14 protein-coding genes are annotated in these 15,391 nt (G+C 69.6%); 10 read left to right on the plus strand and 4 right to left on the minus strand.

From position 1 onward, the window contains the following. Positions 1 to 154: 154 nt before the first annotated feature. The 6 genes from amaB (at position 155) to ACTHN1_RS02720 (ending at position 5,968) form a co-directional block, all read left to right on the plus strand. Complete coding sequence (gene amaB / locus ACTHN1_RS02695) at positions 155 to 1,687, plus strand: L-piperidine-6-carboxylate dehydrogenase (RefSeq protein WP_440469426.1); 1,533 nt, start codon at positions 155 to 157, stop codon at positions 1,685 to 1,687. A 24-nt stretch (positions 1,688 to 1,711) separates the two neighbouring features. Further along, complete coding sequence (locus ACTHN1_RS02700) at positions 1,712 to 1,996, plus strand: DUF4190 domain-containing protein (protein ID WP_440469427.1); 285 nt, start codon at positions 1,712 to 1,714, stop codon at positions 1,994 to 1,996. A gap of 10 nt (positions 1,997 to 2,006) precedes the next feature. Further along, positions 2,007 to 2,783, plus strand: coding sequence for a class I SAM-dependent methyltransferase (locus ACTHN1_RS02705; RefSeq protein ID WP_440469428.1), 777 nt, complete (start codon positions 2,007 to 2,009; stop codon positions 2,781 to 2,783). Further along, a complete protein-coding gene (locus ACTHN1_RS02710; RefSeq protein ID WP_440469429.1) occupies positions 2,783 to 3,838 on the plus strand; it encodes a quinone-dependent dihydroorotate dehydrogenase in 1,056 nt (351 codons plus the stop codon). Before ACTHN1_RS02705 ends, ACTHN1_RS02710 begins: the two co-directional genes overlap by 1 nt. After that, positions 3,835 to 4,875, plus strand: a complete 1,041-nt coding sequence (murB, locus tag ACTHN1_RS02715) for a UDP-N-acetylmuramate dehydrogenase (protein WP_440469430.1) — start codon at positions 3,835 to 3,837, stop codon at positions 4,873 to 4,875. The genes ACTHN1_RS02710 and murB overlap by 4 nt, the downstream gene beginning before the upstream one ends. Positions 4,876 to 5,059: 184 nt before the next feature. Then, positions 5,060 to 5,968: a DMT family transporter gene (locus ACTHN1_RS02720; RefSeq protein WP_440469431.1), complete on the plus strand. Its 909-nt coding sequence runs from the start codon at positions 5,060 to 5,062 to the stop codon at positions 5,966 to 5,968. A gap of 92 nt (positions 5,969 to 6,060) precedes the next feature. Here ACTHN1_RS02720 and ACTHN1_RS02725 read toward each other — a convergent pair whose 3' ends face one another. Beyond that, the gene (locus ACTHN1_RS02725) at positions 6,061 to 8,772 is read right to left on the minus strand and encodes a protein kinase domain-containing protein (protein ID WP_440469432.1); all 2,712 of its coding nucleotides are present in this window, start codon (positions 8,770 to 8,772) and stop codon (positions 6,061 to 6,063) included. Between the two features lie 98 nt (positions 8,773 to 8,870). On the opposite strand from ACTHN1_RS02725, the gene ACTHN1_RS02730 reads away from it, so the two are divergent. Next, on the plus strand, positions 8,871 to 9,758 hold the full coding sequence (locus ACTHN1_RS02730) for a GGDEF domain-containing protein (protein ID WP_440469433.1): 888 nt from the start codon (positions 8,871 to 8,873) through the stop codon (positions 9,756 to 9,758). A gap of 34 nt (positions 9,759 to 9,792) precedes the next feature. On the opposite strand, the gene ACTHN1_RS02735 is transcribed toward ACTHN1_RS02730, so the two are convergent. Next, positions 9,793 to 10,773 (minus strand): DedA family protein/thiosulfate sulfurtransferase GlpE, encoded by a 981-nt coding sequence (locus tag ACTHN1_RS02735; protein WP_440469434.1) that lies wholly within the window; start codon positions 10,771 to 10,773, stop codon positions 9,793 to 9,795. Between the two features lie 173 nt (positions 10,774 to 10,946). Between ACTHN1_RS02735 and ACTHN1_RS02740 the strand changes: the two genes are divergently transcribed. Beyond that, positions 10,947 to 11,297 carry a hypothetical protein gene (locus ACTHN1_RS02740; RefSeq protein WP_440469435.1) on the plus strand — a complete coding sequence of 117 codons (351 nt, stop codon included), beginning with the start codon at positions 10,947 to 10,949 and terminating at the stop codon, positions 11,295 to 11,297. On the opposite strand, the gene ACTHN1_RS02745 is transcribed toward ACTHN1_RS02740, so the two are convergent. Continuing rightward, on the minus strand, positions 11,282 to 11,965 hold the full coding sequence (locus ACTHN1_RS02745) for a phosphatase PAP2 family protein (protein ID WP_440469444.1): 684 nt from the start codon (positions 11,963 to 11,965) through the stop codon (positions 11,282 to 11,284). The genes ACTHN1_RS02740 and ACTHN1_RS02745 overlap by 16 nt on opposite strands. 4 nt (positions 11,966 to 11,969) lie before the next feature. Beyond that, positions 11,970 to 13,235: a flavodoxin-dependent (E)-4-hydroxy-3-methylbut-2-enyl-diphosphate synthase gene (gene ispG, locus ACTHN1_RS02750; RefSeq protein ID WP_440469436.1), complete on the minus strand. Its 1,266-nt coding sequence runs from the start codon at positions 13,233 to 13,235 to the stop codon at positions 11,970 to 11,972. A gap of 116 nt (positions 13,236 to 13,351) precedes the next feature. Here ispG and ACTHN1_RS02755 point away from each other — a divergent pair, with 116 nt between their 5' ends. Next, positions 13,352 to 14,575 carry an ATP-binding protein gene (locus tag ACTHN1_RS02755; protein WP_440469437.1) on the plus strand — a complete coding sequence of 408 codons (1,224 nt, stop codon included), beginning with the start codon at positions 13,352 to 13,354 and terminating at the stop codon, positions 14,573 to 14,575. Beyond that, entirely contained in the window at positions 14,572 to 15,114 is a 543-nt protein-coding gene (locus ACTHN1_RS02760; protein ID WP_440469438.1) for a response regulator transcription factor, read from the plus strand. Before ACTHN1_RS02755 ends, ACTHN1_RS02760 begins: the two co-directional genes overlap by 4 nt. Positions 15,115 to 15,391 lie beyond the last annotated feature (277 nt).

Genomic DNA, 15,391 nt, shown 5'->3' on the forward strand with positions numbered 1-15,391 from the left:
GCCACCGTCGCGTTCTCGGCGAATCGAACAGGCGGCTCAGCACATCCACGGAAGCCCCGGATCCAGGCGGGCCGACGGAATCGCTCTGCTAAAATCGGCGTTCCGCCGGCGCAGGTCGCGCCGCGCCTTTCCTGCATATTTCCTGGAGCACCGCATGTCCGCAGACATCCTCAAGGCACTCGGCCTTGGCCAGACCAATTCCGGCACCTACCTGGGCCGTGGCGAATGGTCGAAGACCACCGACGCCGGCCTGTTGCAGTCGATCAATCCGACCACCAACGAGGTGATTGCCGAGGTCCATGCCAGCAGCCAGGCCGACTACGAACTCGTGGTCGCGCGCGCGCAGGAAGCCTTCAAGGTCTGGCGCACCACCCCGGCCCCGCGCCGTGGCGAAGCCGTGCGCCTGTGCGGCGAGGCGCTGCGCAGGCACAAGGATGCGCTGGGTTCGCTGGTCGCGCTGGAAATGGGCAAGAGCAAGCCCGAGGGCGACGGCGAGGTGCAGGAGATGATCGACATCGCCGATTTCGCGGTCGGCCAGAGCCGCATGCTGTACGGCTACACCATGCATTCCGAGCGTCCGGGCCACCGGATGTACGAGCAGTACCACCCGCTGGGCCTGGTCGGCATCATCAGCGCGTTCAACTTCCCGGTCGCGGTGTGGTCGTGGAACTCCTTCCTGGCCGCCATCTGCGGCGACGTCTGCATCTGGAAGCCGTCCAACAAGACCCCGCTGACCGCGATCGCGTCGATGAAGATCTGCAACGACGCGCTGAAGGCCGCCGGCTTCCCGGACATCTTCTTCCTGATCAACGACGCCGGCATCGATCTGGCCCAGCAGTTCGTCGACGACAAGCGCATTCCGCTGATCAGCTTCACCGGCTCCACCCAGGTCGGCCGCACCGTCGGCGAGCGCGTCGCCCGCCGCATGGGCCGCAGCCTGCTGGAGCTGGGCGGCAACAACGCGATCATCCTGGATGAAACCGCCGACCTGAAGCTGGCGATCCCGGGCATCGTGTTCGGCGCGGTCGGCACCGCCGGCCAGCGCTGCACCACCACCCGCCGCCTGATCGTGCACGAATCCATCTACGACACCGTGCTGTCCACCCTGGTCAAGGCGTACAAGCAGGTCGAGGGCAAGATCGGCGATCCCACCGATCCGGCCAACCTGATGGGCCCGCTCAACAGCCAGGGCGCGGTGCAGCAGTTCCTCGCTTCCATCGAGAAGGCCAAGGCCAGCGGCGGCAAGGTCGAGACCGGCGGCACGGCGATCGATCGCCCCGGCAACTTCGTCCTGCCGACCATCGTCACCGGCCTGAAGAACAGCGACGAGGTGGTCCAGCACGAGACCTTCGCGCCGATCCTGTACGTGATGAAGTACAAGACCCTGGACGAGGCCATCGACATGCAGAACGGCGTGCCGCAGGGCCTGTCCTCGTCGATCTTCACCCAGAACCTCAAGACGGCCGAGCAGTTCCTGTCGGCGGCCGGTTCGGATTGCGGCATCGCCAACGTCAACATCGGCACCAGCGGCGCGGAGATCGGCGGCGCGTTCGGCGGCGAGAAGGAAACCGGCGGTGGCCGCGAATCCGGTTCGGACGCCTGGAAGGTCTACATGCGCCGGCAGACCAACACCATCAACTACTCCGACTCGCTGCCGCTGGCGCAGGGTATAAAGTTCGACCTCTAAGCCCCGTAAACGAAAAGGACGCCAATGAACGTACCCGCCCGCCAGACCAGCACCCTGGCCATCGTCAGCCTGATTGCCGGCATCCTCGGCTGGACCCTGCTGCCCTTCCTGGGCAGCCTTGGCGCGATCATCACCGGCCACATGGCCCGCGCCGAAATCCGCCGCGAACCGCAGCGCCTGGAGGGCGACGGCTTCGCCGTGGCCGGCCTGATCCTGGGCTGGGTGTCGGCGGCCCTGTGGATCATCGGCATCGTGGTGTTCCTGCTGTTCTTCGGCGGGCTGGTCTGGCTGGGCGCGATGAGCCAGTGAGCCCGGCACGGTGACGGACGCCGGCGACAGCGCGCGGCGTTTCAGCAACCGGGTGGCGGACTACGTCCGCTACCGGCCCGGCTATCCCGACGCCCTGTTCGACTGGTTGCACCACGAACAGGGCGTGCCGCCCGGCGCGATCGTCGCCGACATCGGCGCCGGCACCGGCATATCCACCCGGGCTTGGCTGCGACACGGCCATCCCGTGTTGGCGGTGGAACCCAACGCCGCCATGCGCGAAGCGCTGGTGGCCGGACTGGCCGGTGAATCCGGCCCGCGATTGCAGGTGTTCGACGGCAGCGCCGAAACCACCGGGCTGGCGGATGCCAGCGTCGATCTGGTGGCCAGCGCCCAGGCCTTCCATTGGTTCGAGCCCGTCGCGACCCGGCGGGAATGGGCCCGCCTCCTGCGCCCCGGCGGGCTGGCCTGCGTGTTCTGGAACAGCCGCGTGGCCGCCGCTTCTCCCTTCCTGCAAGACTACGAAGCCTTGCTGCACGCCCATGCCGAGGACTACGCGCGGGTCGCCGAGCGCCATCCGGACGACGACGCCATGCGGGCCTGGTTCGGCTCCGGGTTCCGCGCCATGGCGCGGTTCGCGCACGCCCAGCCGCTGGACTTCGACGCGCTCTACGGCCGCCTGCGTTCCTCTTCCTCCACCCCGCCAGCCGACGATCCCCGGCACCCGCCGATGCTGGCCGAACTGCGCCGGGTATTCGATAAACACGCCGAACAGGGCATGATCCGCTTCGACTACCTGACCCGCGCGTTCGTCGGCACCCTGCACTGATGTACAAACTCGCTCGCCCCTTCCTGTTCGGTTTCGATGCCGAGCGCGCCCATGGCCTGGGACTCAAGGCCATCGAGACCGCCTACCGGACCGGCACGATCCCCTTGCTGGCGCGCCCGCCGCAGCCGCTGCCGACCAAGCTGCTGGGCCTGACCTTCCCCAACCCGGTCGGCCTGGCCGCGGGCCTGGACAAGAACGGCGCCCATGTCGAGGCGCTGTTCGGCCTGGGCTTCGGCTTCGTCGAGGTGGGCACGGTCACCCCGCGCCCGCAACCGGGCAATCCCCGGCCGCGCATGTTCCGGCTGCCGGACCACCAGGCGGTGATCAACCGGCTGGGCTTCAACAACGAAGGCGTCGACGTGCTGGTGCGGAACATCGAGCGGCTGCGCCGCCGCAAAGGCGTGCTCGGCATCAACATCGGCAAGAACAAGGACACCTCCAACGAACGGGCCGCCTCGGACTACCTGTTCTGCCTGGAGCGCGTCTATCCGCTGGCCGACTACATCACCGTCAACATCTCCTCGCCCAACACCGCCGGCCTGCGCGAACTGCAGGAGGAACAGGCGCTGCGCCAGCTCATCGGCACCCTGCGCGAGGCGCAGGAGGATCTGGCCGCGCAGCACGGCAGGCGGGTGCCGATGCTGGTCAAGCTGGCGCCGGATCTGTCCGACGACGACATCGACGCGGTCGCCCGCGTGCTGGGGGACCTGGGCGTGGACGGGGTCATCGCCACCAACACCACGGTCTCGCGCATCAGCGTGCAGGACGATCCGCTCGCGCACGAAACCGGCGGCCTGTCCGGCGCACCGCTGATGGGCCAGTCGACCCTGGTGCTGCGCCGCCTGCGCACGCGCCTGCCCGACCGGATTCCGCTGATCGGCGTGGGCGGCATCCTGTCCGGCGCCGACGCGGTGGCCAAGATGGCCGCGGGCGCGTCGCTGGTGCAGATCTATTCGGGGCTGGTGTATCGCGGGCCCGAACTGATCGGCGAATGCGTCGACGCCATCCGCCGCCGCCGCGAGGCGCCCAGCCGTGGCGCGGTGGCGCCGGAATGAGCCCTCCCTACCGGTTGACCCGCGACGCCTCGCTGCGCAACCGCAACACCTTCGGGGTGGAGGCGCGCGCGCCCTGGCTGCTGGAACTCGATGTGGCCGCCGCGCTGCCGGAACTGCTGGCGCGGCCGGAACTGGCCGGCACCTCGCCGCTGGTCCTGGGCGGCGGCAGCAACCTGCTGTTCGCCGGTGACGCCGAAGGTCCGGTGCTGGCGCTGACCGATGCCACCACGCGGGTGCTGGCGCAGGACGCCACCCATGCGCGCGTGCGCGCCGAGGCCGGCATGCCCTGGCATGCGCTGGTGATGTGGTCGCTGCAGCAGGGTCTGTGCGGACTGGAAAACCTGGCGCTGATTCCCGGCACCGCCGGCGCGGCGCCGATCCAGAACATCGGCGCCTACGGCGTGGAGGTCGGCGAGTTCGTGCACGCGGTGGAGGCCTGGGATCGCGATGAAGGCGTGCTCCGCCGGCTGGATCGCGCGGCCTGCAAGTTCGGCTACCGCGACAGCGTGTTCAAGCACGCGCCGGATCGCTACATCGTCACCGCGGTGGAACTGGATCTGCTGCGCACGCCCGCGCCGCGCCTGGACTACGCCGGCATCGGCGAGGAACTGGCGGCGATGGGCATCGACCGACCGGACGCGCGCGACGTCGCCGAGGCGGTGATCGCCATCCGCCGCCGCAAGCTGCCTGACCCGGCGGTGATCGGCAACGCCGGCAGTTTCTTCAAGAATCCAATCGTGCCGGCCGCGCTGGCCGAATCCCTGCAGGCCACGCATCCGGGCCTGCCGGTGTTCCGCGGCGACGCGGCGGACACTCGCAAGATCTCCGCCGCCTGGATGATCGAGGCCTGCGGCTGGAAGGGCCATCGCGACGGCGATGCCGGCGTGGCCGCCTCGCACGCGCTGGTCCTGGTCAATCACGGTAACGCCAGCGGCATGCAGTTGCTGGCGCTGGCCCGCCGGATCGCCGAATCGGTGCAGGACCGCTTCGGCGTCGCCATCGAACCCGAACCCCGCATCATCGGCGCGCGCTGGTAGCCATGTCCCCGCGTGCCTCCCTCCCGCTTCCTCCCCACTCGCCTGTCCGGCGCGCGCGGGCCGGAGGGCGGGAGGAGCGCCGTCCGCCCTGGCGCGCGGGCCCCGCCGCGCCGGTGCATGACCTTCGTTTTCTTCCTGGCATCCCGGCGGCCGCGCCGCCATGCCCGCTGCTCGTGGAATCCTGATGCCCGCCATTCCCGTCCACTTCCGCGCCGCCGCGCTGATGCTGGCCAGCACGATGTTCTTCGCGATGATGGTGGTCGCCATCCGCCTGGCCTCGGCCAGCCTGCATACCTTCGAGATCGCGTTCTTCCGCAACTTCTTCGGCCTGCTGGCGGCGCTGCCGCTGCTGATCAAGCACGGCCCTGGCCTGCTGAGGACCCAGCATTTCCCGCGTTACCTGTTCCGCTGCGTGATCGGCATCTGCTCGATGCTGGCCGGCTTCTGGGCCATCGGCCACCTGCCGCTGGCGCAGGCGGTATCGCTGTCCTACTCCACCCCGTTGTTCGTCACCCTGGCCGCGGCCGCGATGCTCAACGAAAAGGTGCGCGCGCGCCGCTGGACCGCGGTGGTGCTGGGCTTCCTGGGCGTGCTGATCATCGTCCGTCCCGGCACCGCGGAGTTCAGCATGGATGCCATGATCGCCGTGCTGGCGGCGGTGATGAGCGCGCTGGTGGCGATCCAGATCAAGCAGCTGTCGCAGACCGAACCGGCCGACCGCATCGTCCTCTACACCACCCTGCTGTGGGTGCCGATGTCGCTGGTGCCCGCATTGAGCGTGTGGGAATGGCCGCAGGGCATCACCTGGCTGTGGGTGATCGCCGCCGGCGTGATGGGCACCGGCGGGCACATGCTGTGGACCCGCGCGTTGAAACTGGGCGAGGTGTCCGCGCTGACGCCGATCAGCTTCATGCAGTTGCCGGTGGTGGCGTTGTTCGGCTGGGTGCTGTTCGACGAGCGCCTGGATCGCTGGACCCTGCTGGGCGCGGCGATCATCTTCGGCGCCAACGCCTACATCGCCCATCGCGAGGCGGTGCTGTCGCGCAGGGCCGCCTCCGAAGCGGCCACCTCGGCCGCCAAGCCGGGCGAATAGGCCGCTTCGCCTGCGCCCGGCCCTGCGCCGGCGCTTCCACGCGAGCCGCCGCGATGGCGCCGGCCCGCATCGAATCCGCTCGACTTGAATCCCTACTTGAACCCGGTCGGCGGCCGTCCCTCGCGAATGGCGTCGGCCAGCGCGGCCAGGGGTTCGCTCAGGGTCTCGGGCCTGGCCGCCAGCAGCGGCTCCAGGTATTTGCGGCGCAGGGCCTGTGCCTGCGCTTGATGGCCAAAGCCCGCTTCGGCCGTTGCCAGCGTCCAGATCGCATGCAGGGTCTCCGGGTGCTGTTCGCCCAGCAGGCGGCTGCGCGCCTCGACCACCTCGCGATAGGACGCCAGCGCCAAAGCCGCATCCCCCAGGGTACGCGCGGCGTCGCCCCGGATCAGCAAGGCCCGCTGGGTCTGCGGATGCTTGAGGCCCAGCACGTCGCGCGCCAGCGGCAGGCCGTCGCGCAGCAGCGCCAGGCTCTGCTGCGGATGCCCGTCGCGCAGCAGCGTGCCGGCATGGTTGATCAGGATCGACAGCGTGTCCGGATGGTTGGCGCCGAGCAGGCGGGTGCGCTGTTCCAGCACCTGCTGCTCGATCGGCAGCGCGGCGGCGTAATCGTCCAGGCGCGCGTAGGTGGTCGCTAGGTTCAGGCGCGCACGGATGGTCTGCGGATGCAGCGGTCCGAGCACGCGTTCGCGTCCGGCCAGCACCGCCTTCATCATCGGCAGGGCTTCCTCGGCGGCGTTGGAGTCGGCCAGCATGCTCGCCAGCGTGCCGCGCGCGTGCAGGGTCAGCGGATGGTCGTTGCCGAGCCGGCGGATCTGGGTGGCCACCAGTTCCCGTTGCAGCTTGACCGCGCCTTCCTTTTCACCGGTGAGCATGCGCATCACCGCCAGGTTGCTGGTCGCCGCCAGGGTGTCCTTGTGCTCGGCGCCCTGCACCGCCACCCGCAACGGCAGCAGTTTCTCCATGTTGGCGCGCGCCTCGGCCATCTCGCCGACCGCGCGCTGCATGTCCGCCAGCGCGTTCAGCGCATCCATCGCCGCCGGATCGCGGTCGCCCGCCTGCTTCGCCAACCGCTCGTACAGCGATTGCAGCAGGGTCTTGGCGCGCTCGCGCTCGCCGCGCGCCGACAGCACGTTCGCCTGGGCGATCTCCAGGCCCGCGCGGGTCGGATCGTTCAGGGGCAGCGACTGCGCCAGCGGCCGCACGCGCTCGACTATCGCGGCCGCCGCGTCCACGTCGGCGGCGCCCAGCAGGGCCTCGGCCTGCGCCAACCGCGCCGCGAGCGCAGCCGGCGCGGCCTCGCCGGACTGGCGCGCACGGAAATCGGCGACCTTGCCGAACTCACGCGCGGCCTGCGGACTCATGCCCAGCGCCGCGTACACGCGCGCGACCGACTCGCGCAGGTTGGCCGCCAGCGCGGGCTGGCCGGCAAAGTCGCGGTCGATGGCGGCTTCGGCATTGGCCAGCAGTTCGCGATCGATCATGCCGCGCGCCAGATCCGCGGTGTTCACCTGCGCCAGCAAGGGTTCCAGCGCGGCGCGGCTGGCCGGATCGCCCTCGGCGACCTGTCCGCGCAAACCGCTGGCCAGACCGCTGCCCATGGCCTCGATGTCGATGTCTTCCAGCATCGATTGCTGGAAGCCCGCCATCTTCTCCAGCTCCACGCTGCGCAGTTCGGCGATGGCGCGCTGCTCGCGTGCCTGCATCAATCCGTAGATGGACACCGCCAGGCCCCCCAGCAACGCGAGTCCGACCACCGCCGCGGCGATCAGCGCGGTGCGATGCCGCGCGAAGAACCGCGACCAGCGATAGCGCCGGGTCGGCGGCACCGCCGCCAGCGGCGCACCGTCCAGGAACCGTTGCAGATCCGTGGCCAGTTCGGCGACCGAGGCGTAGCGCCCGTTGCGGTCGCGGCACATCGCCTTGGCCACCACCCAGTCCAGTTCCTCGCGCAGCGCGCGCCGCAGGCGCCGGTCGCCTCCGGCCAGGCCGGGCATCGGTTCCGTCGCCCGCTGCGTGGCCAACTGTTCGGACGGCAATTGCAACTGGCTGCCGTCGGCGGTGCCGCCCTCGCGCACGCCGGGGCGGCTGCCGGTCAACAGCTCATGCAGCAGCACGCCCAGCGAGTACACGTCGCTGCGCGTGTCGAGGGTGGCGAGATCGCCTTCGGCCTGTTCCGGGCTCATGTAATCCGGCGTGCCGGCCCGCTCCTGCACGCCGGCCAGTGCGCGCGAGGTGGCGGTGGCGATGCCGAAGTCGATGATCTTGGGCGAGGCGCGCCCGTCGATGCGATCGACCAGGATGTTGCCCGGCTTCAGATCCCGGTGGATCACGCCCTTGTGGTGGGCGTGCTGGACGCCTTCGCAGATGCGGATGAACAGTGCCAGCCGCTCGCGCAGATCCAGCCCCTCCTCCCGGCAGAACGCGGTGACCGGCCGGCCCTCGCTGTATTCCATGGCGAAGAACGGCACGCCGTCGTCGGTGGCGCCGGCGTCGTAGATCTGGGCGATGGCCGGATGCCGCATCTGCGCCAGCAACTGGCGCTCGATCTCGAAGTAGGCCAGGTGGCGCGCTTCCACGCGATGGCCGCGCAACAGCTTGAGCGCGACGACCCGGCGCACCGGCTCCAGCTGCTCGGCGCGATAGACCTCGCCCATGCCGCCGCGTCCCAGCAGCGCTTCAAGCCGATAACGGCCAAGCCGCGCGCCGGGCGGGAACACCTGGCCGTCGGCGGGCATCTGCCCGGACAACCGCGTCGCCAGAAGCTCGGTGGCTTCCGGGTCCGCCGATGGCGGTACTGGATTCATGGCGCATCCCCCTGGAGTGCCGCCATGGTAGCGGAAGCGTACGCAGCCGCGACGCGGAACCGCTACACTCGGCACCCTCCCTCCCCGCGGCCGGATGCATGGCCCCCGAACACGAGACCACCCAGCGCACGATCCTCAGCGACGGACCGCGTCCGTCGGGCTCGCGCTCGGCCTGCGTGGTGGTGATCCAGGGCGAGGGCCTGGGCCGGCGCGCCGACATCGACGCGCAGGCGGTGGTGGTCGGACGCTCGCGCGAAGCCGACCTGCATATCCCGCACCGGAGCGTGTCGCGCCTGCACTGCCAGATCTGGCGCGACGGCGATCTGTACCGGGTGCGCGATCTGGACGCGACCAATCCCACCCGCCTCAACGATCGTCCGATCCAGGAGGCCGTGCTGGCCGATGGCGACCACCTGACCCTGGGCGAATGCATCCTCAAGTTCATCAGCCATGCCAGCGTGGAAGCGCACTACCACGAGGAGATCTACCAGCTCGCCACCCATGACGCGCTGACCGATCTCTACAACCGCCGCCATTTCATCGAGGCGGTCGAACGCGAAATCGCCCGCGCCATGCGCCACCAGCGGCCGCTGGCGATGTGCATCATCGATGTCGATCTGTTCAAGCCCATCAACGATCGTTACGGCCATATCTCCGGCGACAACGTGCTGCGCCAGATCGCCGGCATCCTGCGCCGGCACGTCCGCAACGACGATGCCGCCGCCCGCATCGGCGGCGAGGAATTCGCGGTGCTGCTGCCCGAATGCGACGACGACGCCGCGTTCGGTTTCGCCGAGCGCCTGCGCCAGGCGGTGGCCGATGCGGTGTTCAAGCCGGGCGGCGACGCGCAGTCGATCACCGTCAGCATCGGCATCGCCGCGCTCATGCCCCATCGCGATACCTGCAGCCGGATGATGGCCGCCGCCGACGCCGCCCTGTACCGGGCCAAGAGCGAAGGCCGCAACCGCGTCTGCATCGAATACTGAGTCGAGCCCGCTGCGCGGGCTTCCGGCATGCCCGTCAGCGTCCCGCGACGAACAACTCTTCCGCGACTTCGCCTGGCCCCCCGATGGCCTCGACCGGCAACCCGGCCTCCCGCCAGGCGTCGATGCCGCCACGCAGCGGCAGCACGTCGGCGTAACCACGCAGGCGCAGTTGCCGCGCCAGCCAGGCCGCGGAGACTTCGTCCGGGCACGCGCAGTAGATGACGATCCTGCGTTCGCGCGGAAGCGTCGCGGTCAATTCGTCCAGCCGGCGCTCATCGGCAAACACCGCGCCGGGAATGACGAAGGGATCGAGGTCGCGGAAGCCCGGCGCGCGGATGTCCAGAATCACCGGCGCCATCCCCGCCTGCATCAGCGCGTCCAGCGCGGGGGGATCGATGCGCGCGGATTCCAGCATCCGGAACAGCGCGCGCCGGCGCCACCAGCGATATCCCACGTACAGCGCCAGCCCCGCCAGCACCAGCAGCACTGCGCCGACGCCCAGTTGCGACAGCGCCACCAGCAATCCTTCCACCTGGCGGGCGAAGATCACGCCCAGCGCGAGTCCCACCGTCGCCCACAGCGCCGCGCCGAGGCCGTCATAGCGCAGGAAGCGCGGCAGGCCGGCCTGCATCGCGCCGGACAGCGGCACGGCCACCATCGACAGCCCCGGCACGAACTTGGCCACCGCCAGCACGCGGATGCCGAAGCGGCCGTAGACGCGCTCGGTCTGCTTCATGCAACTGTCGCGCGACAGCGACAGCCGGCACAGCGACTGCAGGGTGCGCCCGCCAAAGCGGCGCCCCGCGTAGAACCAGGCGGTGTCGCCCAGCAGGCTGGCCGCGACCGACACCGCCAGCACGCCAAGCAGCGCCGGCCAGGCGGGATCCGCATGCAACGCGATGCCCGCCCCGACCAGAATCAGGGTGGGCATCGCCGGCACAGGCAGGCCCAGCGACAACGCCAGCACGTTCACGAACACCAGCCCCACGCCATACCGTTCGACCAGTTCCTGCATGCTCCACCCGTGCGCGCCCGGCGCGCCGAATTTTCGATGACGGCGATCCTCCCGCCATCGACCGGCAACCACAAGCGGGGCGGGTCGCAACAATCCGTTACGTTTGCATCCGGCGGGCTTGCGACGGCGGCGGCGGTTCTCCTACGCTGGGGTCGGGAGCAGGAGAAACGCCGATGGCCAGCCGATTCGCGAGCGTGACGCCGATGGTGCCCGCCGGCCCCTCGTTGGCCGAAGCACTGGATTTCTATGTCGGCCAGATGGGCTTCCACGCGCTTTGGCAGGAAGGCGACATGGCCGGCATCGAACGCGATGGCATCGGCTTCCACCTGGTCCGCAACACCGAGCCGCTGTGGGTGCAGAACGCCAGCTTCAGCATCGGCGTGGCCGGTCTGGACGCGCTGTACGCGGAATACCGCGATCTGCCCGCCCAGGTCGGGCCGCTCGAGATGAAATCCTGGGGCCGGCGCGAATTCCACCTGATCGTGCCGCCGGGCGTGTGTTTCCAGTTCTACGAATTCGCCTGAAGGCGCGCCTTCCAGGGACCGCCATTGCGGTACAGCACCACGTACAGTCCGGCCACCCAGGCCATGCCCGCGGCCCAGCCGCCAAGGATGTCCGACGGGTAATGCACGCCCAGGTAGACGCGCGACAGCCCGACCAGCAGTACGAACACCAGCGCCGCCAGCGCGGCCGGCCAGCGCCAGCGGGTCCGCCAGGCCAGCAGGAACACCACCATCGCCAGGGTCATCGAGCCCATCGCGTGGCCGCTGGGAAAACTGAAGGTATGTTCCGGCGCGACCGAATCCCACAGCGACGGGCGATCGCGCTGGAAGAACTGCTTGGTCGCCAGGTTCAGCAGCGCCGAACCGATGAACGACGACGCCGCGAACAGGGCCTCGCGCCAGCGCCGCCAGGCCAGCAGCGCCAGCACGATGGCGATGTCCACCGGAATCACCCCGTACTGGTAACCGGCCGCCGACACGCCGACGAAGAAGCGGTCCAGCGCCGGCGAGGCCAGCGCGTGCATCCGCCACAGCAGCGGATCGTCGAAGAAGAAATTTTCCAGTTCGTGGACCTCGTCGGCCAGCTCCACGAACAGCCACAGCGGCGCCAGCACCCCGGCGAACAGCAGCAGTATCCGCCAGCCGCGCTCGCGCAACAGTCCAAGCAGGGCGTTCAGCCCCTGGGCCAGGACCTCAGACGGCGCCACGCGTGTACTTGCGCTCGACGTAGTCGTCGATCAGCGCGATGAATTCCTGGGCGATGTTCTCGCCGCGCAGGGTCACCGCCTTCTCGCCGTCGATGAACACCGGCGCGGCCGGCGCCTCGCCGGTGCCCGGCAGGGAAATGCCGATGTTGGCGTGGCGCGATTCGCCCGGACCGTTCACCACGCAGCCCATCACCGCCAGGGTCATGTTCTCCGCGCCCGGATGGCTGATCTTCCATTCCGGCATCCGGCCGCGGACGTGGTTCTGCACCACCTTGGCCAGTTCCTGGAAGAACTCGGAGGTGGTGCGGCCGCAGCCCGGGCAGGCGGTGACCATCGGGGTGAAGGCCCGCTGGCCGGTCGTCTGCAGCAGTTCCTGCGCGACGATCACTTCCTGGGTGCGCGACTGGCCCGGCTCGGGCGTGAGCGAAATGCGGATGGTGTCGCCGATGCCTTCCTGCAGCAGCACCGACAGCGCCGCCGCCGAGGCGACGATGCCCTTGCTGCCGATGCCGGCCTCGGTCAGGCCCAGGTGCAGCGCGAACTCCGAACGCAGCGACATGTCGCGATAGACCGCGATCAGTTCCTGCACGCCGCTGACCTTGGCCGACAGCACGATGCGATCGCGCGGCAGGCCCAGTTCCACCGCGCGCTCGGCCGAATCGACCGCCGAACGGATCAGCGCCTCGCGCAGCACCCGGCCCGCGTCCCACGGCTGTTCGCGCTGGTGGTTCTCGTCCATCAGCTGCGCCGCCAGCGCCTGGTCCAGCGAACCCCAGTTGGCGCCGATGCGCACCGGCTTGCCGTACCGGATGGCGAACTCGATCAACTGGGCGAACTGGGTGTCCTTCTTCTTGCCGAAGCCCACGTTGCCGGGATTGATGCGGTACTTGGCCAGCGCCTCGGCGCAGGCCGGTTCGCCGGCCAGCAGTTGATGGCCGTTGTAGTGGAAATCGCCGATCAGCGGCACCGCGATGCCCATCATCTCCAGCTTCTCGCGGATGCGCGGGATGGCGGCGGCGGATTCGGGATTGTTCACGGTCAGCCGGACCATCTCCGAGCCGGCCCGCCACAGTTCCGCGACCTGGCGGACGCTGGCGGCGATGTCGGCGGTGTCGGTGTTGGTCATCGACTGCACCACCACCGGCCGTCCGCCACCGACCTTCACCCCGCCGATGTCGACGGCATGGGTGATGCGGCGGGGCCAGGCGGCGGCGTTGGCGGGGGGCGTGGGGCGGCTGACGGCGTCGTGCATGGCGCCTATTTTAGACCGGGAAACCGGCCCGCCCGCGGTGGCCGGCGCCGGTTCCGTTCACCCGCCATGCAACCCGGCCGCCCGGCCGGTCTCGCGGCATCGTCTAGCATGTACGCATGCCCATCTCCTCCCCCAGCTTCCTGCGCACCCTGTGCAACCTGCGCTGGGTCGCGATCGTCGGCCAGGCCGTGGCCGTGCTGGTCGCCACCGAACTGATGCACATCCCGCTGCCGCCGGCGCCGCTGTGGGGCGGCATCGGCCTGCTCGCCGCATTCAACCTCTACGCCACCTGGCGCAGTCACCGGCTGGCGCCGGACTCGGCCGGCGTCGCCTTCCTGCACATGCTGGTCGACGTCGCGGTGCTGGCCTGGCTGGTGGGCTGGAGCGGCGGCATCACCAACCCGTTCAGCCCGATGTTCCTGCTGCTGATCGCGGTGGCCGCGCTGGCGCTGCCGCTGCGCTGGGTGCTCGCCACCGCCGGCGCCTCGCTGGTGGGCTATACGCTGATGGCGGTGTTCGGCCGGCCGATGCCCGCGTTCCACGGCAATGCCTTCAACCTGCACCTGTGGGGCATGGCGGTGAACTTCCTGCTGTCGGTGGGCGTGGTGCTGTACTTCTCCACCCGGCTGGTGGCCGCCCTGCGCCAGCGCGAGCGCGAACTGGCGGTGCTGCGCGAACGCTTCGCCCGCAACGAGGGCATCGTCGCCCTGGCCACCCATGCCGCCGCCGTCGCCCACGAACTCAACACGCCGCTGGCGACCATGACGCTGCTGAGCGAGGAGATCGCCGAGCAGAGCGACGACGACGCCATCCGCGAGGACGCCGACACCCTGCGCGAACTGGTGGACATCTGCCGCGACCGCGTGCGCGAGCTGGCCGCCTCGGCCGAAATGGGCCACAACACCGGCGTGGATCTGGAACGGGTCATCCACCGCTGGCAACTGGTGCGTCCGACCATCGAACTGCAGCGCGAAGGCGAACTGCCGGCGCGGCTGCGGGTGGATCCCTCCATCGGACACCTGTTGCAGGCCCTGCTCAACAACGCCGCCGACGCCAGCCAGCAGGCCGGCTCCACCCGGGTCGAACTGCGCCTGCGCTGCGAAGCGGGCGAGTTGATTGGCGAGGTCCGCGACGAGGGCGACGGCTTCCAGGACACCCTGCGCTTCCATTCCGATACCCTGTTCCGCAGCAGCAAACCTGACGGCATGGGCGTGGGCCTGGCCCTGTCGCATGCGACGGTCGAACGTCTGGGCGGCTCGCTGACCCTGCAGACCGCCTCGCCGCGCGGCGTGCGGGTCAGGTTCCGCCTGCCGCTGCGTGGCGCCAAGGATTTTCCATGAACGGCCTGTTGATCGACGACGACGAACTTTACGCCCGCACCCTCCAGCGCAGCCTGGCCCGGCGCGGCATCGACACCCGCATCGCGCTGGACGCCAGCGACGCCCTGCGCCTGGCCCGCGAGCAGGCGCCGGATTTCGCCCTGGTCGACCTGAAGCTGGGCGAATCCTCCGGGCTGACCCTGATCGAACCCCTGCGCGCACTGCGCCCGGACATGCGGATCCTGCTGGTGACCGGCTACGCGAGCGTGGCCACGGCGGTGGAATCGATCAAGCGCGGCGCCGACGACTACTTGCCCAAGCCGGCGACCCTGTCCACGATCCTGCGGGCGCTGGGCATCGAGCAGAAGAGCGAGCCGCTGGAGCCGGAAGAGACCATGACGCCGCTGCATCGGCTGGAGTGGGAACACATCCAGCAGGCGCTGGCGGAGACCGATGGGAACATATCGGCGGCGGCGCGGTTGTTGGGAATGCATCGTCGCTCCCTGCAACGCAAGCTGTTGAAGCGTCCTGGTCCCGAGCGGCGGCAGGTGGACGAGTAGTCGGGAATCCACTTCACCGCTTCCGTGCGTTGGCTTTTGAGTTCGATTGCTACCGGGCGCTGACGCGGGGGTTGCTATCGGTTCTTGCCGATGGTGCGCTCGCCGCGGGGCGTCCCTTGACCAGCCTTCGGCTGTTGAGAAGCGCTTCTTTGCTTGTGCAAAGAAAGGAACCAAAGAAAGCACCCCCCGGTCCTCGCGCCCCAGCCGCTGCGCGGCCGGGGTCCGTGTCGCCGGCGGGAATTTTGGGACGGCACATCCCTGTGCCGACCCAAAACGC

The organism is Pseudoxanthomonas sp., from assembly GCF_051953815.1.
Taxonomy (GTDB): domain Bacteria; phylum Pseudomonadota; class Gammaproteobacteria; order Xanthomonadales; family Xanthomonadaceae; genus Pseudoxanthomonas_A.